This window comes from Comamonas aquatilis (genome assembly GCF_965139575.1).
Lineage (GTDB): Bacteria > Pseudomonadota > Gammaproteobacteria > Burkholderiales > Burkholderiaceae_C > Comamonas > Comamonas aquatilis.
Window position 1 is genome coordinate 1 of the sequence record NZ_CBCSIW010000030.1, and the last position, 23,516, is coordinate 23,516.

At 62.3% G+C, this 23,516-nt stretch carries 22 protein-coding genes; 7 read left to right on the plus strand and 15 right to left on the minus strand.

Going from position 1 to position 23,516, the window contains the following annotated elements:
* The 6 genes from ACNAZA_RS21160 to ACNAZA_RS21185 form a co-directional block, all read right to left on the minus strand.
* A partial coding sequence (locus ACNAZA_RS21160; protein WP_415798495.1) for an acyl-CoA dehydrogenase N-terminal domain-containing protein occupies positions 1–130 on the minus strand: 130 nt, incomplete at its 3' end.
* Positions 131–190: 60 nt separating this feature from the next.
* Entirely contained in the window at positions 191–1,333 is a 1,143-nt protein-coding gene (locus ACNAZA_RS21165; RefSeq protein ID WP_415798471.1) for an ABC transporter substrate-binding protein, read from the minus strand.
* Between the two features lie 145 nt (positions 1,334–1,478).
* A complete protein-coding gene (locus ACNAZA_RS21170; protein ID WP_415798472.1) occupies positions 1,479–2,411 on the minus strand; it encodes an electron transfer flavoprotein subunit alpha/FixB family protein in 933 nt (310 codons plus the stop codon).
* 14 nt (positions 2,412–2,425) lie between these two features.
* Complete coding sequence (locus ACNAZA_RS21175; protein ID WP_120967413.1) at positions 2,426–3,175, minus strand: electron transfer flavoprotein subunit beta/FixA family protein; 750 nt, start codon at positions 3,173–3,175, stop codon at positions 2,426–2,428.
* Between the two features lie 317 nt (positions 3,176–3,492).
* The gene (locus ACNAZA_RS21180; RefSeq protein WP_415798473.1) at positions 3,493–4,275 is read right to left on the minus strand and encodes an enoyl-CoA hydratase; all 783 of its coding nucleotides are present in this window, start codon (positions 4,273–4,275) and stop codon (positions 3,493–3,495) included.
* Between the two features lie 21 nt (positions 4,276–4,296).
* Complete coding sequence (locus ACNAZA_RS21185; protein WP_415798474.1) at positions 4,297–5,256, minus strand: histone deacetylase family protein; 960 nt, start codon at positions 5,254–5,256, stop codon at positions 4,297–4,299.
* A gap of 36 nt (positions 5,257–5,292) precedes the next feature.
* On the opposite strand from ACNAZA_RS21185, the gene ACNAZA_RS21190 reads away from it, so the two are divergent.
* The 4 genes from ACNAZA_RS21190 to mltB all read left to right on the plus strand — a co-directional run bounded on the left by ACNAZA_RS21190 (position 5,293) and on the right by mltB (position 10,574).
* Positions 5,293–6,213, plus strand: a complete 921-nt coding sequence (locus ACNAZA_RS21190; RefSeq protein ID WP_415798475.1) for an AAA family ATPase — start codon at positions 5,293–5,295, stop codon at positions 6,211–6,213.
* Between the two features lie 118 nt (positions 6,214–6,331).
* Positions 6,332–7,303, plus strand: coding sequence for a DUF58 domain-containing protein (locus ACNAZA_RS21195; protein WP_415798496.1), 972 nt, complete (start codon positions 6,332–6,334; stop codon positions 7,301–7,303).
* On the plus strand, positions 7,300–9,426 hold the full coding sequence (locus ACNAZA_RS21200) for a transglutaminase TgpA family protein (protein WP_415798476.1): 2,127 nt from the start codon (positions 7,300–7,302) through the stop codon (positions 9,424–9,426). The genes ACNAZA_RS21195 and ACNAZA_RS21200 overlap by 4 nt, the downstream gene beginning before the upstream one ends.
* A complete protein-coding gene (gene mltB, locus ACNAZA_RS21205) occupies positions 9,423–10,574 on the plus strand; it encodes a lytic murein transglycosylase B (RefSeq protein WP_415798497.1) in 1,152 nt (383 codons plus the stop codon). Before ACNAZA_RS21200 ends, mltB begins: the two co-directional genes overlap by 4 nt.
* Positions 10,575–10,650: 76 nt before the next feature.
* Here the strand turns inward: mltB and ACNAZA_RS21210 are convergent, their stop codons facing one another.
* Entirely contained in the window at positions 10,651–11,931 is a 1,281-nt protein-coding gene (locus tag ACNAZA_RS21210) for a branched-chain amino acid ABC transporter substrate-binding protein (RefSeq protein ID WP_415798477.1), read from the minus strand.
* Positions 11,932–12,021: 90 nt separating this feature from the next.
* Between ACNAZA_RS21210 and ACNAZA_RS21215 the strand changes: the two genes are divergently transcribed.
* Positions 12,022–12,405, plus strand: a complete 384-nt coding sequence (locus tag ACNAZA_RS21215) for an Hsp20/alpha crystallin family protein (protein ID WP_120969865.1) — start codon at positions 12,022–12,024, stop codon at positions 12,403–12,405.
* A gap of 276 nt (positions 12,406–12,681) precedes the next feature.
* Here ACNAZA_RS21215 and tsaD read toward each other — a convergent pair whose 3' ends face one another.
* From tsaD to ACNAZA_RS21240, 5 genes are all read right to left on the minus strand, one after another.
* A complete protein-coding gene (gene tsaD, locus ACNAZA_RS21220; RefSeq protein WP_415798478.1) occupies positions 12,682–13,722 on the minus strand; it encodes a tRNA (adenosine(37)-N6)-threonylcarbamoyltransferase complex transferase subunit TsaD in 1,041 nt (346 codons plus the stop codon).
* Positions 13,723–13,817: 95 nt separating this feature from the next.
* Entirely contained in the window at positions 13,818–14,261 is a 444-nt protein-coding gene (locus ACNAZA_RS21225; RefSeq protein WP_415798479.1) for a CBS domain-containing protein, read from the minus strand.
* Positions 14,262–14,459: 198 nt separating this feature from the next.
* Positions 14,460–15,146: a DUF937 domain-containing protein gene (locus tag ACNAZA_RS21230; RefSeq protein WP_415798480.1), complete on the minus strand. Its 687-nt coding sequence runs from the start codon at positions 15,144–15,146 to the stop codon at positions 14,460–14,462.
* 117 nt (positions 15,147–15,263) lie between these two features.
* Positions 15,264–16,526: a hydantoinase/carbamoylase family amidase gene (locus ACNAZA_RS21235; protein ID WP_415798481.1), complete on the minus strand. Its 1,263-nt coding sequence runs from the start codon at positions 16,524–16,526 to the stop codon at positions 15,264–15,266.
* Entirely contained in the window at positions 16,523–17,194 is a 672-nt protein-coding gene (locus ACNAZA_RS21240) for an orotate phosphoribosyltransferase (protein ID WP_415798482.1), read from the minus strand. The genes ACNAZA_RS21235 and ACNAZA_RS21240 overlap by 4 nt, the downstream gene beginning before the upstream one ends.
* Positions 17,195–17,368: 174 nt before the next feature.
* Between ACNAZA_RS21240 and ACNAZA_RS21245 the strand changes: the two genes are divergently transcribed.
* On the plus strand, positions 17,369–18,289 hold the full coding sequence (locus tag ACNAZA_RS21245; protein WP_415798483.1) for a LysR family transcriptional regulator: 921 nt from the start codon (positions 17,369–17,371) through the stop codon (positions 18,287–18,289).
* Positions 18,290–18,465: 176 nt separating this feature from the next.
* Here the strand turns inward: ACNAZA_RS21245 and ACNAZA_RS21250 are convergent, their stop codons facing one another.
* The 3 genes from ACNAZA_RS21250 to ACNAZA_RS21260 are packed head-to-tail and all read right to left on the minus strand — an operon-like array spanning position 18,466 to position 22,125.
* A complete protein-coding gene (locus ACNAZA_RS21250) occupies positions 18,466–19,896 on the minus strand; it encodes a c-type cytochrome (RefSeq protein ID WP_415798484.1) in 1,431 nt (476 codons plus the stop codon).
* 14 nt (positions 19,897–19,910) lie between these two features.
* Entirely contained in the window at positions 19,911–21,557 is a 1,647-nt protein-coding gene (locus tag ACNAZA_RS21255) for a GMC family oxidoreductase (RefSeq protein ID WP_415798485.1), read from the minus strand.
* Between the two features lie 40 nt (positions 21,558–21,597).
* Positions 21,598–22,125 (minus strand): sugar dehydrogenase complex small subunit, encoded by a 528-nt coding sequence (locus ACNAZA_RS21260; RefSeq protein ID WP_415798486.1) that lies wholly within the window; start codon positions 22,123–22,125, stop codon positions 21,598–21,600.
* Between the two features lie 377 nt (positions 22,126–22,502).
* On the opposite strand from ACNAZA_RS21260, the gene ACNAZA_RS21265 reads away from it, so the two are divergent.
* Entirely contained in the window at positions 22,503–23,429 is a 927-nt protein-coding gene (locus ACNAZA_RS21265) for a LysR family transcriptional regulator (RefSeq protein WP_415798487.1), read from the plus strand.
* The last annotated feature ends 87 nt before the right edge of the window (positions 23,430–23,516 follow it).

Sequence of the window (23,516 nt, forward strand, 5' to 3'; positions counted from 1 at the left end):
ATTCTTCAAGCACGGCCTGGGCGGTTTCCAGGCCTGCGTCTTCAAAGCCGGGAATCTGGGCGATCTGCTCGAGCTGGACCAGATGCTCCATGTCGAACAGCATGTCTTTGATAGGTGCGGTGTAGGTCATCGTGATGGCTGCCTATAAAAAAACGGCCTGTCAGCGTGGTCTCGCTTCAGGCCTGGTTGTTTACTGCGTCACACGTCCAGAGGCGTTGACGATGGACAGATCGACATACTTCGATCCGACCTGGGAGCCGGGCTTGAAGCCCACCCAGTAGCCACCCAGATCGTAGGTATCCAAGCCGCGCAGCGCGGCCGACACTTTCTCAGCAGACACGGGCTGGCTGCGGCGCATGGCTTCCACGATCACCTTGGCGTTCACATAGCCTTCCATCATGGCAAAGCTCACCGGCACGTCCATGCTCTTGCCTGCGGCCGTTACGGCATCACGGAATTCCTTGTTGAGCTTGGCAGACACCTTGTAGGGGCTGGGCACCACCTGGGCAATGGACAGACCGCTCATGTATTCCACAGGCAGGCGTTTGGCCAGTTGCTCGATATCCGCCTCGGCCGTGGCATAGACCTGGGCCGTGCCGCCATCCATGCGGTAGGCCTCGACAAAAGCCGCCGTTGACGGGCTGGAAGCCACCAACAGCACGGCCTGAGCGGCGGTCTTGGCCGCTCTGAGATCTTCCACCACCTTGTCCGAGCTGGCTTTTCCCTTGCCTAGCAAGGCAGAGCTGACCAGCTTGGCACCGCTGGGGCTGATGGACTTGCTGACCAGCTCGACCAGCGCCTTGGAATCGGGGCGGTCTTCATAAACCAGCGCCAGACGGGTAATGCCTACCGTGGTCAGATGCGCGGCGATCTTGGACATCTGCTCGGCAAGACCGGCGCGGGTGGCGAAAATCTGGGGCGATGCCAGCACATTGGTATCGGTGCTCTGGTAGCCCACCAGCGACAGGGAAGAGCCATCGAGCACCTTGCTCTCGAGCAAGGCCGACAGATTGCGGTTGCCAAAGTAACCGGCCAGCACCACGGGCTTGGCCTCGCTCAGCAGCTTGCGGGTCTTGGCCACGGTTTCTTCAGGATGGCCCACATCGTCGATCACAGCCAGGCCCACGGGCTGACCTTGCACGCCACCGGCCTTGTTGACCTGATCAAAGTACAGACGCATGCCCTGGGCATAGGCCCGGCCCTGCGTGGCATCGGCACCCGACATGGGAGCGACCTGCCCCACCGTCCAGCCTGAGGCCTGGGCCAACATGGCGGCACTGCCCCAAAGCAGCGCCATGCCGACTCGAACCCCATTCCAGCATTTATTCTTCATTCCGACGTCTCCCTCCGAAATTTCAAGCTAACCCATTTGGGCATCAACGCTTGGGCCTTAACGCGCCAGATCTTATTGTTCATGGGTTCGGCAAGCGCGCATGGAAAAAGAGGGGCATCTAGCCCCTCTTTTGATTTACGCCAAATTACAGCGCCTTGACCAGTTCCGGCACTGCCGTGAACAGATCGGCCTCCAGGCCGTAGTCAGCCACCGAGAAGATCGGAGCTTCGGGATCCTTGTTGATCGCCACGATCACCTTGGAGTCCTTCATGCCGGCCAGATGCTGAATCGCACCCGAGATGCCGCAGGCGATGTACAGCTGAGGCGCGACGATCTTGCCGGTCTGGCCCACTTGCAGGTCGTTGGGGGCGTAGCCCGCATCGACGGCAGCGCGGCTGGCGCCGATGGCGGCACCCAGCTTGTCGGCCAGGGGCGACATGACTTCGGTGAACTTCTCGGCCGAGCCCAGAGCGCGACCGCCGGAGACGATGATCTTGGCAGCCGTCAGTTCGGGGCGTTCGCTCTTGGTGACTTCACGGCCCACAAAAGCGCTCTTGCCGGAGTCAGCTGCAGCAGCCACGGTTTCCACGGCAGCAGAACCGCCGGTGGCAGCAGCAGCGTCAAAGCCGGTGGTGCGCACGGTGATGACCTTGACGGCATCGCTGGACTGCACGGTGGCGATGGCGTTGCCGGCGTAGATGGGACGCTCGAAGGTGTCGGGCGCATCGACCTTGGTGATGTCGCTGATCTGGGCTACATCCAGCTTGGCGGCCACGCGGGGGGCCACGTTCTTGCCGGCAGCTGTCGAGGGGAACAGGATGTGGCTGTAGCTCGATGCGATGGCCAGCACCTGGGCGGCCACGTTCTCTGCCAGACCGTCCTTGAGGCTGGCGCCATCGGCGTGGATGACCTTGGAGACACCGGCTATTTGGGAGGCAGCAGCAGCGGCGGCAGCAGCACCTTCACCGGCGACCAGCACGTGCACATCACCACCACAGGCTGCGGCAGCCGTCACGGTGTTCAGGGTCGCTGGCTTGATCGAAGCGTTGTCGTGTTCTGCAATAACGAGAGAAGTCATTTGTCGTTCTTCCTTTAGATCACTTTGGCTTCGTTCTTCAACTTGTCGACCAGGGCCGCCACATCGGCCACCTTGACACCGGCACCGCGCTTGGCAGGCTCGGCCACCTTCAGGGTTTTGAGGCGAGGAGCCACGTCCACGCCCAGGTCTTCAGGCTTGAAGGTGTCGAGCTGCTTTTTCTTGGCCTTCATGATGTTGGGCAAGGTGACGTAGCGGGGCTCGTTCAGGCGCAGGTCGGTGGTGATGACGGCGGGAGTGGACAGAGACAGAGTCTCCAGACCACCGTCGACTTCACGGCTGACGCTGACCTTGTCGCCAGCAACTTCCACCTTGGAGGCGAAAGTGGCCTGGGGCAGGTCAGCCAGTGCTGCCAGCATCTGGCCGGTCTGGTTGTTGTCGCCATCAATGGCTTGCTTGCCCAGGATCACCAGACCGGGCTGCTCCTTGTCCACCAGCGCCTTGAGCAGCTTGGCCACGGCCAGGGGCTGCAGTTCGACATCGGTTTCCACCAGGATGGCACGGTCGGCGCCGATGGCCAGGGCCGTGCGCAGGGTTTCCTGGCACTGGGTCACGCCACAGGAGACAGCGATGACTTCCGTCACCACGCCTTTTTCTTTGAGGCGCACGGCTTCTTCGACGGCGATTTCGTCAAAGGGGTTCATGCTCATCTTGACGTTGGCGATGTCTACACCCGTGCCGTCCGATTTGACGCGGACCTTGACGTTGTAGTCCACCACGCGCTTGACAGGGACCAATACCTTCATTGCTGCGGCTCCTTAATGCTATTTCATTGACGTTACGTAAACCAGATTCATTTTATGCGGCACCGCAACAAGCTCTGCACATTTTTTCCAGACAATCTTGCCGGAGATGAAAACGAAGCCTGCATGGACAGAGTCCGACAAAAAGAACGATCGTTCTATTTTATGCATAACTGCGCCGAAAACGGCCACCACTTACCCACCAACTTAGGGTAAAACCTAGTTTCTCAAAGTAAGCAGACATCGCTCGCGCACTCAGCAGCCTGACACGCTAACAGAAGCAATCGGGGTGTTCGTCGTTCAAATGGACGGGCCAGCGGTCAAGCGGACTTCCATTGCGGCTGGCGCTTTTGTGCAAAGGCCTGCGCACCTTCCTGCGCATCCACATCCATCATATTGGTCGCCATGGTCTGGCCCGCCAGTTGGTAGGCCGACTCCATGCCCATCTCGCGCTGGCGGTAGACCAGCTCCTTGCCCATGTGAATGGCAACGCGGGGCTTGCTCACAATGGCGGCCACCAGCTCTTCAACTGCGGCATCCAGCTGATCGGCTGCCACCACGCGGTTCAGCAGCCCATAGTGCAAGGCGGTGGGGGCGTCAATGAATTCGCCCGTCAGCAGCATCTCCATGGCCTGCTTGGCTGGCATGTTGCGCACCAGGGGCACGCTGGGCGTGGAGCAAAACAGCCCGTATTGAATGCCGCTGGTGGCAAAGCGCGCCTCGCTGGCGGCCACGGCCAGATCGCACTGGGCCACCAACTGGCAGCCGGCTGCGGTCGCAATGCCTTGAACCCTAGAAATCACAGGCACAGGCAGCTTCTGAATCGATAGCATCACGCGGCTGCACTGGGCGAACAGCTGCTGGTAATACGCCAGCTCGGGATGGGCCGCCATGTCCTTGAGGTTGTGGCCGGCGCAGAAAGCCTTGCCTTCGGCAGCAAGCACCACCACGCGGGCCCTGGCATCCTGGGCCACCGCATCCAAGGCGTTCTGCAAGGCCGTGAGCATGTCTGCGCTCAGCGCGTTGAAGCGCTGCGCGTCGTTGAGCGTCAGATACACCACGCCGCGCCCATCCTGGCGAAACTGCACAAAGGAATCGTTCACCGCTGCCTCCCTGATTTCAGACTAGATGTCGGCCAGCACCCGCAGATGGGCTTCCACGCTGCGCGCCAGAGGCCCCATCACATAACCGCCTTCAAGGCAGGAGACGATGCGGCCCTTGGAAAAGCGCCGCGCCACATCCTTGATGCGGGTGGTGATCCAGGCAAAGTCGTTCTCCGTCATGCCCAGCTGGCCCATATCGTCATCGCGGTGGGCATCGAAACCGGCGCTGATGAAGATCATCTCGGGCTTGAAAGCCTCCAGGCGCGGAATCCACATCATCTCCACGATCTCGCGGATGTCCATGCCCTTGGTATAGGCCGGCACAGGCACGTTGACCATATTGGAGGCCGGTTCCTTGTCGCCGCTGAAAGGGTAGAAGGGATGCTGGAAGATGCCGCACATCAGCACCCGCGCATCGCCGGCCAGAATGTCTTCCGTGCCATTGCCGTGATGCACGTCAAAGTCGATCACGGCCACGCGCTTGAGCTGATGGCGCTCCAACGCATACTTGACGCCTATGGCCACGTTGTTGAAAAAGCAAAAGCCCATGGCCTGGCTGCGCGTGGCATGGTGGCCTGGCGGGCGCACCGAGCAAAAAGCGTTTTCCAGCTCGCCGGCCAGCACCGCATCGGTGGCCGCCAGAGCCGCCCCGGCCGAGCGCAGCGCGGCCTTGAAAGTGTGGCGGTTGATGGAGGTATCGGTATCGAGCTGCTTGTACTCGGGGCCGCCCGCCTGCAGCTCCTGCTCCAGTCTGTCGGTCAGACCCTGCAGGGCCGCGATGTGCATGGGGTCGTGTGCCAGCTCGATTTCTGACAGCGAGGCCTCTGGCACCTCGCGGCGATCCAGCGCATCGCCCACGCCGGTGATGAGCAGCCGGTCTTCAATCGCATCCAGCCGCGCCGGGCACTCCGGATGCCCTGGCCCCATCTCGTGCAACCAGCAATCCCGGTGGGTGAAATATCCTGTCTTGCCCACAGTCATGTCTCCGCTATCGCTTATTTAGGATATGTTCGCGCCATGCATGCACAGAACACAATTAATGCGCTTTTAAGTCAGCTTAACACGGTAATGGAGGGTAAACCGGATCAGGTCAGGGACGGCGTGGCCTGCCTTTTGGCCGGTGGACATCTGCTGATCGAGGACGTGCCCGGCGTGGGCAAAACCACGCTGGCCCACGCGCTGGCGCACAGTTTTGGCCTGCAGTTTTCGCGCGTGCAGTTCACCGCCGACCTGATGCCCAGCGACCTGACGGGCGTGTCGATCTACGACCGGGGCAGCGAAGGCTTTGTGTTCCACCCCGGTCCGGTTTTTGCGCAAGTGCTGCTGGCCGACGAGATCAACCGTGCCAGCCCCAAGACCCAGAGCGCGCTGCTCGAAGCCATGGAGGAGCGCCAAGTCACCGCCGAGGGCAAGACGCACAGCCTGCCCTCGCCTTTCTTTGTGATTGCCACGCAAAACCCGCTGGAACAGCTGGGCACGTTTGCCCTGCCCGAAAGCCAGCTGGACCGTTTTCTCATGCGCATCAGCCTGGGCTATCCCAACCGGGCGGCCGAGCGCAAGCTGCTCAGCGGCAACGGCCGCCGCGCCGCCGCCGATGCGCTGCTGCCCGTGGTCTCGCACGAAGAGCTGGTGCAGTTGCAAGCCGCCGTGCTGAAAGTGCATGCCAGCGATGCGCTGCTGGACTATGTGCAGGACTTGATTGAGGCCACGCGCAGCGGCCAGTGGTTTGTGCAAGGCCTGTCGCCGCGCGCCGGCATTGCCCTGCTGCGCGCCGCCAAGGCCGTGGCGCTGATGGAAGGCCGCGACTATGTGGCTCCCGATGATGTGCAAGCCATACTGTCCCAGGTCATCGCCCACCGCCTGCAGCCCGTGAGCCAGGCCGGACGCGGTGCCGTGGAGCAGGTGCGCGCCATGATGCAGGCCGTGCGACTGCCGTGACGCACGCTATTTACTACATAGCAACATGCGCACATCCAATCAAGGCTTGAAAGCAAAAACGCCTCAAAACACGCTCCCGAACCGCTCCCAAGGACTGCGCGGCCGCATAGACCGCTGGATGCTCTCGCGCCTGCCGCGCACGGACCGCCTCACCCTGACCCAGGGCAATGTCTACATACTGCCGTCACGCGCCGGCTGGGCCTTGCTGATCACGCTGATCGTGCTGCTGATTGCGGCCATCAACTACCAGCTCAACCTGGGCTACCTGCTCACCTTTTTGCTAGCAGGCAGCGCCGCTGCCAGCATGGCGGTGGGCCACAACAATCTGCGCGGGCTGGAGCTGAGCTGGCAGCCCGGCAGCGCCAGCGGCGGCTTTGCCCACCAGCCTTTTCCCCTGCATATACGCCTGGGCAACAGCCGCAGCAGCCGCCGCTGGGGCATAGGGCTGGCAGTACGCGATCAACTACGCACCGGCGGCAAGAAGGCCGGCGCCGCCGACGCCTGGATCTGGGTGAATGTGCCCGAGCAGGGCAGCACGCGAACCGAGCTGGCCTTCACCCCCACGCGGCGCGGACGGCAGGCCCTGCCCGCCATCGCGGTGCACACCCGCTATCCGCTTGGCGCTTTCCGGGTCTGGGCGCTGTGGCGACCGGCCAGCCAGGTCTGGGTCTATCCGCTGCCCGAAGCCAACCCACCTCCTCTGCCGCCTGCCAGCCCCGAAGCCGGCGGCAGCAGCACCGCCCAGGTGCGCAGCGGCGAAGATTTTGACGGCGTGCGCCCCTATCAGGCAGGCGATCCGCTCAAGCTGGTGGTCTGGAAAAAAGCCGCCCAGTCTTTTGCCGCCGGCAGCCACCAGTTGGTCAGCCGTGATCGCCCCTATGCCCATCACCATAGACTGTGGCTGGACGCCAGAGCCACCGGCCTGGCCGATAACGAGGCACGCCTGTCCCGTCTTGCCGCCTGGGTACTGATGGCCCAGGCCCAGGGCCGCAGCTGGGGGCTGCGCCTGCCCGGCGGTCAGGAGATTGCCCCCGACAGCGGCGCGGCCCACGCCAGCCGCTGCCTTGAAGCCCTGGCTGCCTGCCCATGAATGCCGTGAACATGTCCTCACAGGAGTCCCGCGCCACGCTGCGCGAAAAACTGGCATCGCTGCCGCGCGATGCACGCGACACCTTGTTTCTGCTGGCCGTCGTCGCCTGGGTGCTGCTGCCCCAGGTGCAGCACACGCCGTGGTGGACTTGCGCTTTTGCCGCAGCGCTCTTGCTGTGGCGCGCGCGCCTGGCTTTCACGGGCGCGCCCCTGCCCGACCGCCTGGCCCTGGCCGGCGTGCTGGCCCTGGCGCTTGCCGCCACCTGGGCCAGCCACAAAACCCTGGTCGGGCGCGATGCCGGCGTGACGCTGGTCGTGCTGCTGCTGGCGCTCAAAACCCTGGAGCTGCGCGCTCGGCGCGATGCCATGGTGATTTTCTTTCTGGGCTTTTTCGCCCTGCTGAGCAACTTCTTCTATTCGCAATCGCTGCTCACGGCGCTAGCCATGGTGGCGGCCCTCATGGGCTTGCTCACTGCCCTGGTCAACGCCCATATGACGGCCGGCAAGCCGCCGCTGGCCCAGGCCCTGCGCACGGCGGGCTGGCTTACGCTGTGCGGCACCCCCATCATGCTGGCCTTGTTTCTGTTTTTTCCGCGCATGGCGCCGCTATGGGGCGTGCCCTCGGACGATCTTGCCGGCCGCAGCGGCCTGTCGGAGAACATGCGCGTGGGCGATGTAGCCTCCCTGGCGCTGGACGATGGCGTGGCCTTGCGCATTCGCTTCGACACTCCGGGCAATGCCGAACCGCCAGCCTCGGTGCTGTATTTTCGCGGCCCGGTGCTCAGCCAGTTTGACGGCCGCAACTGGCAGGCGGACCCGCTGGCCGCCGCCATGGAAGCGCCGCAGCTGCGCGTGAGCGGCGAGCCCATCCGCTACCAGATGCTGGTCGAACCCAGCAAGCGCCGCTGGCTCACGTTGCTGGACGCCGTGCGTGACGAGCCTGCGATTCCCGCAGGCGCCTCCGTGGGCCGTATGCGCATGGCCTCCAATCTGCAGTGGATCACGCAGCGCCCCATCACCGATGTGCTGCGGGTGGATGCGCAAAGCTATACCGACTTTCAGTACGGCCCGCTGCGCGCGACCCAGGATCTGCAGCGCTATCTGCAGCTGCCGCCGGGCAGCAATCCGCGCACCCGGGCGCTGGGCCAGCAAATTCAGGCCCAGTTGGGCGAGCAAGCCAGCGCAGCAGCGCTGATGCAGGCCGGCTTGCAGCGCCTGCGCAGCGGCGGCTACACCTATACGCTGGAGCCCGGCGTGGTGGACGGCCTGCACACTGCCGATGACTTCTGGTTTGACAGCAAGCAAGGCTTTTGCGAGCACATTGCCTCGGCCTTTGCCGTGCTCATGCGCGGCATGGACGTGCCGGCGCGCATCGTGACCGGTTACCAGGGCGGCGACCGCAACAGCGTGGATGGCTACTGGACGGTGCGCAACAGCGATGCCCACGCCTGGACCGAGATCTGGGTGGCCGGCCAGGGCTGGACCCGGGTTGACCCCACGGGCGCGGTTGCGCCCTCGCGCCTGGGCCAGTTCCAGCGCCTGCAAGCACCGCGCGGCGCCCTTGCCGCGGCCATGGCCGGCATGGTGGATGTGAGCACGCTGGAGAAGATACGCGCCGTCTGGGAAGCGGTGAACAGCCGCTGGAATCAATGGGTCATCAACTACACCCAGAGCCGCCAACTCAATCTGCTGCAAAGCCTGGGCTTTGAAGCGCCCAGCTGGACGGATCTGCTGCGCCTGCTCTCGGGCAGCCTGGGCGCCTTGGCCCTGATCTGGCTGGTCTGGGTCCGGCTGCGCCAGCCCAGCCGTGATGACTGGAGCCTGTTGCTGGATGCGGCCCGCACCCGGCTGCAGCGCAAGGGAATCGCTTCCACCCCCGCCACATCGGCCCGCAGCCTGGGTCTGGGCGTGCAGCAGCGCTGGAGCCAGACCGCGCCCGAGCTGGCCAAGGCCTTATCCGGCTGGCTGCTGGACATGGAGCGCTTGCGCTATGCGCCGTCTCCCGGCGCCGCCCACCAGGCTGCACAGCTGCGCGCACTGCGCCAGCGCTGGCGCGACCTCAAAAAGCAAGCAAAATGGCCGCCAGACCTGCCTGCACCAACACCGCCCACGGCGACACCATGACCCACAGCATTCAACGCAACCATCGCCCATCTCTGTCTCTTGCTTGCCTCAGCGTTGCGGCCTTGGCCATGACGCTGGCCCTGCCCGTGCAAGCCGCCAAGAACAGCAAAAAAACGGCCAAAAAAGCCGTCCCCGTGGCGGCCGCCGCCACGGCGGCAGCGGTCACCACCTATGCCAGCCGGGGTGATGCCATGCAGCTGGCCGCAGACATTGCCAGCCGCCGCGATTTGCCGCAGGACTGGGTTCAGGCCCAGCTGGAGCAAGCGCGCAATCTGCCCGTGGTCACGCGGCTGATGACGCCGGCCGGCAAGACCTTTGTGAAGAACTGGACGGTGTACCGCAGCCGCTTCATCGATCCGGTGCGCATCCGTGCCGGCGTCAAGTTCTGGCAGGCCAACCGCCGGGCGCTGGAGCGTGCCGAGCAGCAATTTGGCGTACCCGCCGAAATCATTGCCGGCATCATCGGCGTGGAAACCATTTACGGCCAGAACATGGGCAGTTTTCGCGTAATGGATGCGCTGGCCACGCTGACGCTGGACTTTCCGCCGTCCCACCCCCGCGCCCAGGCCCGCACCGACTATTTCCGCGGCGAGCTGGAGCAGGTGCTGGTCACGGCCCACCGCACCGGTACCGACCCGTTCAGCCTGCGCGGCAGCTACGCCGGCGCCATGGGACTGGGCCAGTTCATGCCCACCAGCTGGGACAAATTCGCCGTCGATTTCGATGGCGACGGCCGCATCGACCTGTTCAACAGCGCCACCGACGCCATTGGCTCCGTGGCCAACTACTTTGTAGGCCATGGCTGGAAGCCCGGCCTGCCCACGGCCTTCCCCGTGGACATGCGCGCCCAGGGAGAGAATCTGGCGACCTTGCTGGCCCCCGATATCAACCCCAGCTTCACGGCAGGGCAAATGGCAGAGCACGGCGTGCGCGTGCTGGGTGCCGAAGGCTATGAACGCCCACTGGCGCTGATCGAGCTGAAAAACGGCAGCTCGGGCCCCACCGAATACATTGCCGGCACCGAGAATTTCTACGCCATCACGCGCTACAACTGGTCGGCGTTCTATGCGCTGTCGGTGATAGAGCTGGGGCGCGAAGTGCACGAGGCCTATCTGGCCAGCCAGACGGCTTTTTCAGCAAAAAACTGAAGAAAATACGACGATGGCGCTTATAAATAAAGCGCCACCAGCTATCAAATAGATAGCTACTTCACTTCAATGGCGCTCAGTAGCGTTTCATCTGGCACATGGCAGGCATCTGCGCCTTGCTAGCCGCAATCTCGCGCACCACCTTGAAGCCGTAGCCCGAGCCTTCCACATCAAAGGCCACACCAGCGCTGCCCTTGCGCTCCATCACGCCCACCACCAGCGACTGCTGAAACTGGTGATCCTCGGCCCGCATGGCGCCAGAGCGTCCTGACAGCTGCACCTTGGCATGCTCCATGGCACGGGCCACTGCAACCGTGTCGGTGCTGCCCGCTTTTTCCAGGCTTTGCGCCAGGGCCTCGATCATCAGCTGCATGCGCATATGCACATAGTCGTCGCGCGGATCGGGAAAGCGCTGACGGAAGGACTGGTAGAAAGCACGGCTCTCGGCCGTGGGCACATTGGGCAGCCAGTCGGCCACGGCCAGCACCTTGCCCACGCCGGCCTCGCCCAGCGCGGCCGGCGCACCCAGTGCGTTGCCGTAGAAGGTGTAGAAACGTCCTTCATAGCCGGCCTCGCGTGCAGCCTTGACCAGCAGCATCAGATCATTGCCCCAATTGCCGGTAATCACGGCCTGCGCACCGCTTTGCTGAATCTTGGCGGCATAGGGAGCAAAGTCCTTGACGCGGCCCACAGGGTGCAGCTCGTCGCCCACAATCTGGATATCGGGGCGCTGGGCCGACAACTGGCGTCTGGCTTCGCGCAGCACGGCCTGGCCGAAGCTGTAGTCCTGCCCGATCAGATAGGCGCTGTGCACGGCCTTGTCGTCCTTGATGACATCCATCAGCGCCGCCATGCGCATATCGGCATGGGCATCAAAGCGGAAATGCCAGAAGCTGCAGCGCTCATTGGTCAACGCCGGATCTACTGCCGAGTAATTGAGGTAGAGCACGCGCCGCTCTGGCTCGCGGCTGTTGTGCTTTTCAATCGCATCCAGCAGCGCTGCTGCCGTGGCCGAAGAATTGCCCTGCATGATGACGCGAGCGCCGTCGTCAATCGCGGCGCGCAGCGCCGACAGCGCTTCCTCGTTCTGGCCCTTGCTGTCGTAGCGCGCAATCACCAACGGCCTGGCCCCACCGGGAAGCCGCACGCCGCCGCGTGCGTTGACACGCTCCGTGGCCCACAACAGATTGCGAAACACCGCCTCGCCCGTGTTGGCAAACGGGCCCGAAAGACTCTCCACCAGCGCCAGCTTGATGGACTGCACGGCCTGCGCTGCAGCAAGGCCGGCAACGCCCAACGGCGCGCATAGTAGTGGCAACTGCAGGTATTTCAAGACATCACGACGCAATTTATTCATCAAAAAATCCTCTTGAAATGCGCTGATGACCACCTACCTGTGAACCAAGCGGCAACAACGCAAGCCGCGCAGTTTAAAGGAGTTGGAACCATGATCTTTGCCCCCGTTTTGAGCCGCAATGCCTTTACCTCCCCCCGCGCAGCCGATCTGGCGTTGCAGCGCTTTTTGCAAGGCACGCTGGGCACACCCGCCCCTGCTGTCGCTCCGGTTCAAGTCAACCGCGACGAAAAGGCCACCACGCTGAGCCTGGATGTCCCAGGCCTGTCCCGCGAGCAACTGTCGCTGGCGATCGAAGGCAGCACCGTCAAACTCGAGAACGTGGAAGGTGCTCCCCGCCTGGTCAAATGCGCCTGGGATCTAGGCCATGAAATCGACATCAGCGCCAGCAAGGCCAAACTGGAAAACGGCGTGCTGACACTGACTCTGGCCAAACTGGAGCCCGTGAGCAAGGCCACGGTGCTGGCCATCGAGTAAAGCGCAAGCGTTGACCGGTCTGCCTCCCTCCGTCCTTTCTTCCATCCTCTATTAGCCCTGGCAGGCCGGACAACACAAAGCCCGCAATGTTTTGGCATTGCGGGCTTTTTTGTGGACTGTTGTGCACTTTACGAGCATCCAAAAGCAACCCCAGTCAGAGCCAACAGACAGCAATCATCAAGAAAAAATGGCCGCAATCCTATAAAGCCAAAGCACCTGCAGCTATCAAAACAAAAGCAGTCCTAAGACTGCTTTTGTTGAATGGATCAGGGGCGCTTACTTGAGCGTATCCAGCGGCCAGCGCGGCTTCACATCAAAAGCGTATTCCTTGCTGGCCTCTTCGCGCCCGGCCTGCAGACGCATGGCGGCGGCCATGGCAATCATGGCGCCGTTGTCGGTGCACAAATGCAGTTCGGGGTAGTGCACACGGATCTTGCGTTGGGCGCAGGCTTGGTTGAGCTGTTCGCGCAGCAGCTTGTTGGCCCCCACACCACCGGCAACCACCACGCGCTTCATGCCCGTCTGCTCCAGCGCCTTCATGGTTTTCTTGACCAGCACATCCACAATCGCGGCCTGGGTGCTGGCGGCCAGATCCACCTTGCGCGCTTCCAGCTCGTCGCCCAGCTTTTTGGCCTGAGTGAGCACCGCCGTCTTGAGGCCGGCAAACGAAAAATCCAGATCACCGGAATGCAGCAGGGGTCGCGGCAGCTTGAAGGCTGCTGGATCGCCTCCTTCGGCCAGCTTGGAAAGCACCGGGCCACCGGGATACGGCAGGCCCATGAGCTTGGCAGACTTGTCAAAGGCTTCGCCGGCCGCATCGTCAATGGTTTCGCCCAGGATTTCGTACTCGCCCACGCCATCCACGCGCATCAGCTGGGTATGGCCGCCCGAAACCAGCAAGGCAATGAAAGGAAACTCCGGCGGGTCTTCGCTCAAGAAGGGCGAAAGCAGATGGCCTTCCAGGTGGTGCACGCCCAGCACCGGTTTGTCCAGCGCGGCGGCCATGGCGCATGCCGCGCCCGAACCCACCAGCAAGGCACCGGCCAGGCCTGGGCCGCGCGTGAAAGCAATCACATCCACGTCTTCCAGCGTCTGTCCGGCATCGGCCAGCACTTTTTCGGTCAGCGGCAGCACGCGGCGAATATGGTCGCGACTGGCCAGCTCGGGCACCACGCCGCCATAGGCGCGGTGCATTTCAATCTGGCTGTACAAGGCGTGAGACAGCAGGCTGGGAACGCCCGCACCATCCGGCGTGCGCACCAGGGCCACGCCAGTTTCATCACAAGAGGATTCGATTCCCAGGATCAGCAAACTCATGGCCGCAAGTGTAGGACTTGCGCCTGCAGCATGCACAAAGGCGGGCATTTGCGGCCCGCCTTTTACTCACAAAACAATAGCTAGCAGCGCTTTATTCAGGTGTGGGTTCCCGAAATATAGTGCTCAAGTTGTTGAATGGTGAACTGTTGCTCGGAAATGATTTCCTTGACCAAATCGCCAATCGAGAGAATACCCAGCAGCTGGCGATTCTCATCCATCACGGGCAAATGGCGAATGCGGTTGGTGGTCATCAGCGACATGCACTCGCCTATGTTCTGGCGCGGCAGCACGCAATGCACCTTGCGCGTCATCACTTCACTGACCGGGGTGCTGCCCGAATTGCGCCCCTGCAGCGCAATCTTGCGCGCATAGTCCCGCTCAGTCACGATGCCGGCCAGGCTGCCTCCTTCCAGCACCAGCAGGGCACCAATCCCTTTTTCGGCCATCAGCTTCAGGGCATCGAGCATGGTGTTGGAGGGCGATACGCTGTGAATGGCGCTACTTCCCTTGGCGCGCAGTACGTCGGCTACGGTCGTCATAAGGTCCTCCTTTAGGTACACAAACGTGTTTCAAAACCAGTGTGTAGAGCTTGCTGCATTGCGGCAATCAGGCGATGCCCTCATGTCACATAAGAATGTCCGCACGCGAAACATGGTATGGGGCCGCAGCGCGTTCATCCTGCCACCGGGACATGAAAAAGGCAGCCTGAGCTGCCTTGATCGTGAGGTAGAGCGCTTTCAGCGGCGACCACCCAGAAAGCTGCCGCCAATCTTCAACAAATCGCCCACATCCAGCTTGCCGTCGCCGTTCTGGTCCAGCAGGCTGCCCAGAATGCCACCGGCGGCACCGCCTTGCGCCTGAATCTGACCACGCTCCTGCCCCAGGGCATCGCCCAGGTCATTGGCACCCATGCCTTGGGATTGCACACGGCTGGCCAGAAAGGACATGACCAGCGGCGCCAGCATGGCCAGCAACTGGCCGGCATTGCCGCCCAGACCCGTGGCCTGCCCCAGCTGGGATTCGGCCTGTTGCTGCTGACCGCCAAAGATATTGCCCAGGATGGCACCGGCACCGGCTTGCGAGCCACCGCCGCCCAGCAAGCCACCCAGAACATCGCCCAGACCTCCGGCGCCACCACCACCGCCAGGACCGCCCAGCAAACCGCCCAGGCCGCCGATCAAACCACCCAGATCCATGGCGCCATTGACACTGCTGTGGTCGCGCTGCAGCGCACCCAGCAGATCCGCCGCCCCCTGGGGCTGGGCAGCGTTCTGGCCCAGAGCACCGAACAGCATGGGCAAAGCAACGCCCACCGCCTGCTCGGCCTGAACGGAATCGACCCCCAGTTGTTGGGCCAGGCTTTGCATGGGCGCGCCCTGCAGCTGGCCCATCAGTTCTTCGGTCAATGATGCATTGCTAGTCATGAAAATCTCCTAAAAAGCAGCGCACATCCTACACGTGCACCGAGCAGGCGCGCGCAAGCAATGTTCGCCTTGCGAGCGTCGCTTTAGCGCCGAAACCTGCATCCGGCCCTGACGCCATCAGGCTTTCGCAGTCACCGCACGTGTCAACAGATCGACCCCCATCAGAAAGTCGTCTATATCCATCGCTTCAAAAGGATTGTGCGAGCCGTTTTCGTTACGAATGAACACCATGGCGGACGGAACGCCCGCGTTGGCGAAGACTGCCGCATCATGGCCGGCTCCGCTGGCAATGCGCTCGAGCTTCACGCCTGCGGGAGCGACGGCCTCCAGGCGATTCAGCCAGCCGGCATCCATGGTCGCAGGCTCCGTGAACAGGCGCTCGTCGAATTCGAAGCGCACATTCCGATCGCGCTCTATGGCCTGGCACTCGTCCCGCATCAAGGTATAGAAACGTTCCAGGGTTTGGGTATCCTGGCTGCGCACCTCGAAACTGAAAGCGACTTCTCCCGGAATGACAGAGACGGCATGCGATTGCGCAGCGGTGGAACAGATGCCCGTGGTCATCACCATGTCCATGCCCATCTGCAGCAGCACGCGCCAATGCTCGTCCATGCGCGACAGCAGCTCGGCAACCGCCAGCAGCGCATCCTTGCGCAACCAGCGCGGCACAGCGCCCGAGTGGCCGGTCTCGCCAATACAGCGGATCAGATTGTGGCGAACATTGCCGCGGATGCCGGTGACCAGGGCCACAGGCCAGCCACGGTTGACCATGACCGGCCCCTGCTCGATATGCAGCTCCAGATAGGCCGCCATCTGCGCGGGATCGATCAGGGGCTCGCCACGCTGGATGGCCTCGATATCCGCGCCGCAGCGCGACATGGCCTCGCTCAGAACACCGGTGCCATCGCGGTGGCGCCGTGCCAGAGTCCCGGCAGGCAACTTTCCCAGCAGCGAGAGAGAGCCCAGATAGGCCTTGCCGTACCAGGCGCTTTCCTCTCCGCGCAGGGCCAGCACCTTGAGCGGCGCAGCCTCTTCATGGCGGCCGCGCAAGCCCAGCAAGATCAGCATGCCGGCAACAATACCTGCCAAGCCGTCAAAATTTCCGCCCTGCGGTACGGAGTCCGCGTGCGAGCCTATGGCCAGAAAAGGCAGATCCCGGTTTTCCTCCGGCAGGCTCAGCCACAGATTGCCGGCTCTGTCGCACTCATGGTGCAGGCCCAGCTCCCGGGCCCGCTCTTCAATAATGCGCAGCGCAGTGTTCTCGCCTTGGCCATAGCTTTCACGCGTCACGCCCGGGCCGTCAGCCGTCGCATGGCGAATTTCGGCAAGCAGGGATTGCGCCAGCTCGCGCGCATCCACCAAGGTATCGCAGCTCATCATGCTCCGGTACCTCCATGGCGTATGGACCATTCCACGGGCGAAGCCGAGAAATCGGCAAGCGTGGCCTGTTGCGCAGCACTGAGTTGCCCGCTGGCAAGCAAGGCCTCGTGCAGATGGCTCCAGGTTGCGAGCGCATGCAAGGACAGCGCGTGATCGGCCAGAGTGCTGGCCTGCTGGGCGTAGAGCGCATAGTCGAGCAAGACCAGCACATCCTCGATCACCGGGCCTGCGCGGCGCAAGGCCGCCACGGTTCCGGCCTTGGAGCGACCATCGGTGGTCACATCGTCGACCAGCAACACCTTGGCATCGGCAGGCAAACGGCCTTCGAGCTGAGCCGTGATGTCCCAGCCGACCGGGCGCTTGCGCAGATAAAGCATGGGCAGCTCCAGCCGCTCGGCCAGCCATGCCGCAAAGGCGATGCCCGAGCTTTCGGTCCCGACGATGGCATTGATGCCGCGCGCAGCAATCACCGGCATCACGGAGCGGGCCGCAATGTCCATGATTTCGCGGCGTCCACGCACATCCGACATCAGGACTTGCGCATCCACATAGACCGGGCTGGCCCAGCCGGATGTGTAAATAAACGGTTGATGCGAGGCAATGCGTACAGCACCCAGGCCTACCAGGGCCTGGGCAACGCGTGGCGCGTCGGAGTCGGAGAGAAGCATGGGCGTGTCCGTGGGCAAAACGGCATGTTAAGAAGCTAGGTGCTAGACAAGAAGTGTCTAAAATTCCTCAAGCCGTTCCCAACCGCGATGGCTCATGCGGCATGCCCCCAATCGCATGCTCCTTCCAACCGGTGCTTCCTGCAGCACCTCGAGCATCCGACGGCTATTGCTTCCATGTCCGACTTCACTTCATCGCGCAGCTTTCTGCGCCAGATCGACCTGGCCTCCCTGGATCTGTTTGTGCTGATCTGTGAGTTCGGCAGCATTGCACGTGCGGCCGAGCATGGCGGCATGGTCGCCTCGGCAGTCAGCAAGCGTATTGCCGAGCTGGAATCCCTGGCCCGCACCCCGCTGCTCCTGCGTCACGCCCGGGGAGTACGCCCTACCCCCGCCGGACAGTTGCTGCTGGAGCATGCGCGCACCATCTTGCTAGGCGTGGAACATCTGCGCGACGACTTGATTGAATATGCCCGCGGCGTACGCGGGCTGGTGCGCCTGAGCGCCAATGCCTCCGCCGTGGAGCAGTTTCTGCCCGAGCATATTGCGGTGTTCGCCAGACTTCACCCCGACATCCGCATTGATCTGCGCCAAGCGACCAGCCGAACCGTTGCCCGTGCCGTGCGCGACCATATTGCCGACCTTGGCGTTTGCAGCCACAGCGACGAGGCCGAGGGCCTGGAGTCCATGCCCTATAGACGCGAACGCATGGTACTGATCACGCCGGGCGATCATCCCCTGGTCAGTCGTCAGGAACTGGCCTACGAAGAAGCCTTGGACTATGCCCAGATCGGGCTACGCGACAGCAGCATCGTCCAGGAAATGCTGGACAAGGAAGCCCGCGCTGGCAGACGCATGCTGCGCCAGCGTATCGAGGTCGACAGCCTGAGCGCCATGTGCCGCATGATCGAATGCGGGCTGGGCGTAGGCGTCATGCCCGAAGGCGCTTATCAACGCCTGGGAGAGGCACGCCGTCTGCATGCCGTTGCGCTGAGCGATGCCTGGGCCGAACGCAGCCTCAACCTCTATGCCATCCGCTTTGCCGATCTGCCGGCACCGGCCCGGCACTTTGCCGCAGCGCTGATGCAAGAAAAATAAGCAGAACAGTCCGGTAGCACTCCCGCATTGCTATCAAAACAGAAGCGATTTGCGCTTTATTCATAAGCGCTCAAACCCAAAAATCTATAGATATCGCCGACACAAGGCCGGCAGGCGCGCATCATCAAGCCGATGCTGCCGCGCCTGCCGGCTTTGCGTCTTAGCTCGATCTCGGATCAGCGATTGCGTTTGCGGCGCAGCAACCAGACGATCACGGCCAGCACCACAATCGCGCCTGCGGCCATGCCGATGCGGGCAAAGATCAGCAAACCGCTGGCACCGGCCTTGGCCGGGTCGCGCAGCTCGGCCACTTGCTGCTCGGTCACCTTGGCTGCCGGATTGCCATAGCTGGCCAGCAGGTAGTTGCCCAGGGTCACGATTTGCTTGTCGCTGAGCTCATGACTGAACGCGGGCATGACGGAGTCGACGCCGTGACGTTCCACACCGTGCAGCAGAACCTGCACCAGGTTGTTGCTATTGCTGTGACCCAGGCTGGTATTGGCAAACAGCGATGGCAGACCGCCGCCTTCCGTACCCTGGCCTTGCGCCTGGTGGCAGCTGGCGCAGTTGGCGTCATACAGCTGTGCGCCGGTCATGGTGTCATGGTCCTTGGGCAGCTCGGTGCCGCGCAAGCTGTCCAGATCGTCTCTTGCCTTGCCAAAGCTGTCCGCAGCCTGCTTGACGCTGGCGTCAGTCACGACAGGCACGGACTGGATATAGACGGCAATCGCCTTCATATCCTCAGGCGTCAAGTGCTTCAAGCTGTGGTCAATGGCTTCAGCCATGGGGCCCGACGCAGCACCCTTGCCTGGAACGGGCTGGCCGCTCAGATAGGCAATCAGCTCTTGCTCCGACCATTGGCCAATGCCGCTGGTCTTGTCCGAGCTGATATTGGGCGCATACCAGCCGCCGATCTCGCCGCCGCCCAAAGAGCGCTTCATGTCTTCAGCCATCATGGCATTGCGCGGCGTGTGGCAGGTGGTGCAGTGCGCCAGGCCCTGGGCCAGATAGGCACCGCGATTCCACTCGGGGGTTTGCGAATCATCGGCCTTGTAAGGCGTGGCGTCATGGAACAAGCTGTTCCATACGCTCAGCGATGCGCGGATGCTGAAAGGAAACGGCAGTGCGGTGACGGGCGCGGCCACATCGACAGCCTCCACGCCTTTCATGAAGTAGGCGTACAGGGCGGCAATGTCCTCGTCGCTGGTCTTGGCGTACGCGGTGTACGGCATGGCCGGATAGAGGTTGGCACCATCCGCACGCTTGCCATGGCGCAAAGCATTGCTGAACTGCTCCAGCGAGTAGTTGCCAATGCCATGCGTTTTGGACGGGGTGATATTGGTCGAATAGATCGAGCCCAGCGGGCTTGCCATGGCCAAACCGCCCGCCATGGCTTTGCCGCCCACGGCGGTATGGCAGGCAATGCAGTCGCCAGCGGTAGCCAGGTAGCGGCCACGTTCCACATCGGTCGATGCAGTGGCAGCTGCGGGAGCGGCTGCTGAAGCTGCCGCGGGAGAAGCCGCCAGAACGGGCGAGGATGCCGCCATGGCAGCCACACCCAGTACAGCTCCAGCAAACAGGGAGGAGGAAAACAGTGTCTTGTTCATGGTGGTTTCCTCGCTCAAGCCTTGGCGCCCAGCGTGTTGCTGCGCGGCAGCATGGCTGGGCCGCCGTTTTCCGCAATCATGTGAGCGCCGGTGCGCAGGGCCACGGCAATGCCGTTGAGCGTGGAGTTGCAGGTGGACGAGGTGGGCAGCACGCCGGTGGAGGCGAAATACAGGTTCTCGTGGTTCCAGGCGCGGCCGAACTCGTCACACACCGAGATGGTGCGGTCCGAACCCATGCTCAGCGTGCCGCAGATATGCTGGTTGTTGGAAAAGTCGTCGTCCTTGGTGAAGCGCAGATTCGTGCCTCCCATCAGCTCGGCGATCTTGGCAAAGTCTTTTTGCGCGCGCTTGTGACCACGGAAGGTGTAGTCGTCAATGCTGTAGTGGGCACGGGGCTTTTGCAGGCCCATGGCGTCTTTTTCATCGGCCAGGTCGATGCGGCGCTCGGGATCGGGCAGCACTTCCAGCACGCTTTTCACATTCATTTCACGTGCGGCAGAGTGGCGCAGCTTCTCGGCAAATTCCTTGCCATAGACGCCAGCCTTGAGCAGCGAGTTGGTGGCACCGTCCACCCGGGAGATATTGGTGAAGTCCAGGCGGTAAGGCGAATGTTCCGCGCGGAAGGCGCCATCGCGCATGGTGTTGATGGAGCTGGGGCTTTGCGGGCCGCGACCCAGCCACACATCCTCATCGGCATCAAAGGTCAGCGAGGTGCTGGGGTGATCCATCAGATGGCGGCCCACCATATCGTTGTCGTTGGCAATACCGTTCTTGAACCTGTCACTCTTGGACAGCAGCAGCAGGCGGGGCGACTCGATACCGTTGGAAGCCACGATAAAAGTCTTGCCCGTCACGCGGTGAACGTTTTTGTCTGGGTCGTAGTAGTTGACGGCAATGATGCGTCCCTGTGCATCGTGCTCCAGCTGGAACACATTGGCGCGCACCTGCAGCTTCACACCGACCGCCAGCGCCTGCTGCACGGCAATGCCGCCGTGGTATTGCGCATCGATGGGGCAGATAGGCTGGCAGCTGTTGTTGCCGCAGCAAGGCGGACGGCCGTCAAACGAGCGGCTGTTGCGCGCTACCGTGTTGGCCACCACGTTATAGGTGCCGGCCAGACGCTCGCGCACGCGCTGCATGGCGAAGGGCTCAGCCACGGGGTCCATGGGGAAGGGCTTGCTGCGGGGCGAGCCGGTTTCGGTGGAGCCGCAGACCCCCATGATTTCTTCCGCTTCCTGGTAATAGGGCTCCAGATCGTCGTAGTCAAACGGCCAATCCACACCCACGCCGTACAGCGACTTGATCTTGAAATCGCCTGGCACATTGCGCCATGCGTGCGCAGCCCAGTGCCAGCTGGTGCCGCCTACCTGGCGGATGTACTCGGCCTTGTAGGGATAGGGCCCGGCCTGGACCAGGTGATTATTCTCTTCGGGCCGATAGATGGGGTGCGGTGCCGTATCCAGCGAGGGATAAGGCGACATCCAGTCGCTGCGGCGCGGCGAGTTGCGAAAACGCGAGACGATTTCGCCGCGTTTGACATGACCGCCGGCTTCCAGCATGAGCACGGAAGCGCCGGCCTTGGCCAGCTTGGTCGCCAGCATGGCGCCGATGATGCCGGCGCCGACGATGACGTAGTCGGCAGATTTTGTAGATTCAGCCATGGTGTTCTTTGTGGGGGTATTTGTTGTTGTGTGCTGCGCGTCAGGCGTGTACGGGCTGCAGCTTGAGGTCGAACTTCGTGGGATTGGCGCTCCAGCTGCCATACATGCCGTAGGCATAGGTGGGCGGCTTGAGCTTGTCCGAGACCAGCTGTGCATTGAGCGCAAACTCATAGGCCACGACCTTGGCTTGCTTGCCCGCACCGGCAACGCCCAGATACCAGGCTTGCATGAGCTGAGCGGGAATACCCGCCAGTTCGGGCTTCTCGGCCTTCAGCCGCTCGTTGAGCTGGGCCAGCGGCACTTTCTGGCCGTCAACCCATTGCCACAAGGCATCGACCTGCGCAGCAAACTGCGCATTCACGGCTTGCAAGGCCGTCTGCATGCGGGCTCCGAGCTTGGCGTTCAAGTCACTGCGCTCCGTCAGATAGCTTGACAGCGCCATGAAACGGCTGGCGTCCGCAGCGGGCGCCGTCGCCCAGCTCCAGGGTGCCAATTGCACGGCGCCAACGGCCAGCGCGCCTCCCAGCAGGTGCCGGCGTTGCAGGCCGGGCAAAGAAAAGTGAGTCATAGATGTCATGGTGGAATGTTGTCGTTTGAATGGATGCCGCTCTCTGCCCATTGGTCGGCAAGCACCCACGCTTACGCGAAGGACGGCGCTGCAGCGTTCACTTGCACGCTCTGCCGTTACAAGCCGGTCAACGACTACAAAAATCGCCAAAAAAAAAGACGGTGTGCAGCGACTCAAAAGCCTGCCAGCACACCGTTTTTGGTGTTTGTTACGTGGTGAATTGAAGTGCGGAAATCAGCTACAGCAAAAAAATGTTTGCACTCGCTCTCACTCTAATCCTTATGAAAACAAGAAAAAATACACCTACGGACAATTGATTGTTACGTCACTCGTAATAATCAAACCTCTTCTTCAGTTCATAAAGAGGCCTGCTCCTTGTGTTAGACCGTTTGCAAACCATGCAGGTGTTTTTGTCCGTCGCACAGGAAGGCGGCTTTACCGCCGCAGCACGCCGCCTGTCGATGACGACACCCCATGTCACACGCCATATTGCGACGCTGGAAAATCAACTGGGAACCCGTCTGCTGCAACGCACAACGCGACGTGTGAGCCTGACCGCCGCAGGCGAGCGTTATGCAGTCCGTGTGCGTGAAATTCTGGAAGCGGTGGACACGGCTACGGCGGAAGTGCAAAGCAAGACCAGTGCGCTCAGCGGCGTGCTGCGCATCGTCGCGGCCCCATCCCTGACCGATGCGCTGGTGTCGCCGCTGGCCGCTGCCTTTCGCGAGCAATACCCAGGCATCTCGCTGGATGTGTATGTGGAAGCACACCCTTTGCCCGACCTGAATCGCTACGACCTGGGTTTTTTGCAGGTGCCCGAGGGCTATGACTCCAGCATCGTGGCGCGCACGCTGTCCACCTCCGAAGCCATACTGTGTGCGTCACCCACCTATATCGCCCGCCATGGCCTGCCGCAGACGCCTGAGGAGCTGGCACAGCATATGTGCGTACTGCGCCGCCCAGCAGGTCTGCATCGCGACAGCTTCAGCTTGTGGCGCAGCGCTCAAAACATGAATGAGCCGCCGTCACATGAGATCGAGGTGCAAGCCGCCGTCACCATCAATCAAACCGCCAGCATCTTGCAAATGGTTCTGGACGGAGCAGGCATCGCCACCTTCACCATGGATTCAGCACGCCCCTTCCTGAACCAAGGCGTGCTCGAACAGGTTCTGCCAGGCTGGATTACGGGACGCTACTGCGTATTGGCCGCCTTGCCGAGTCGCAAACACCTGCCTGAGCGGGCCAAGGCTTTTCTGGACTTTGTGTTTGCCGCCCATAAGGCGCAATTGATTGACCGCTGCTAGGCAAAGGCCATACACGCTAAGCAATTGAGCACACGATGGCTCCGCATTTTCTGAACGAGGGCTGGTCTACCGTCGTTTGGGCGCTCC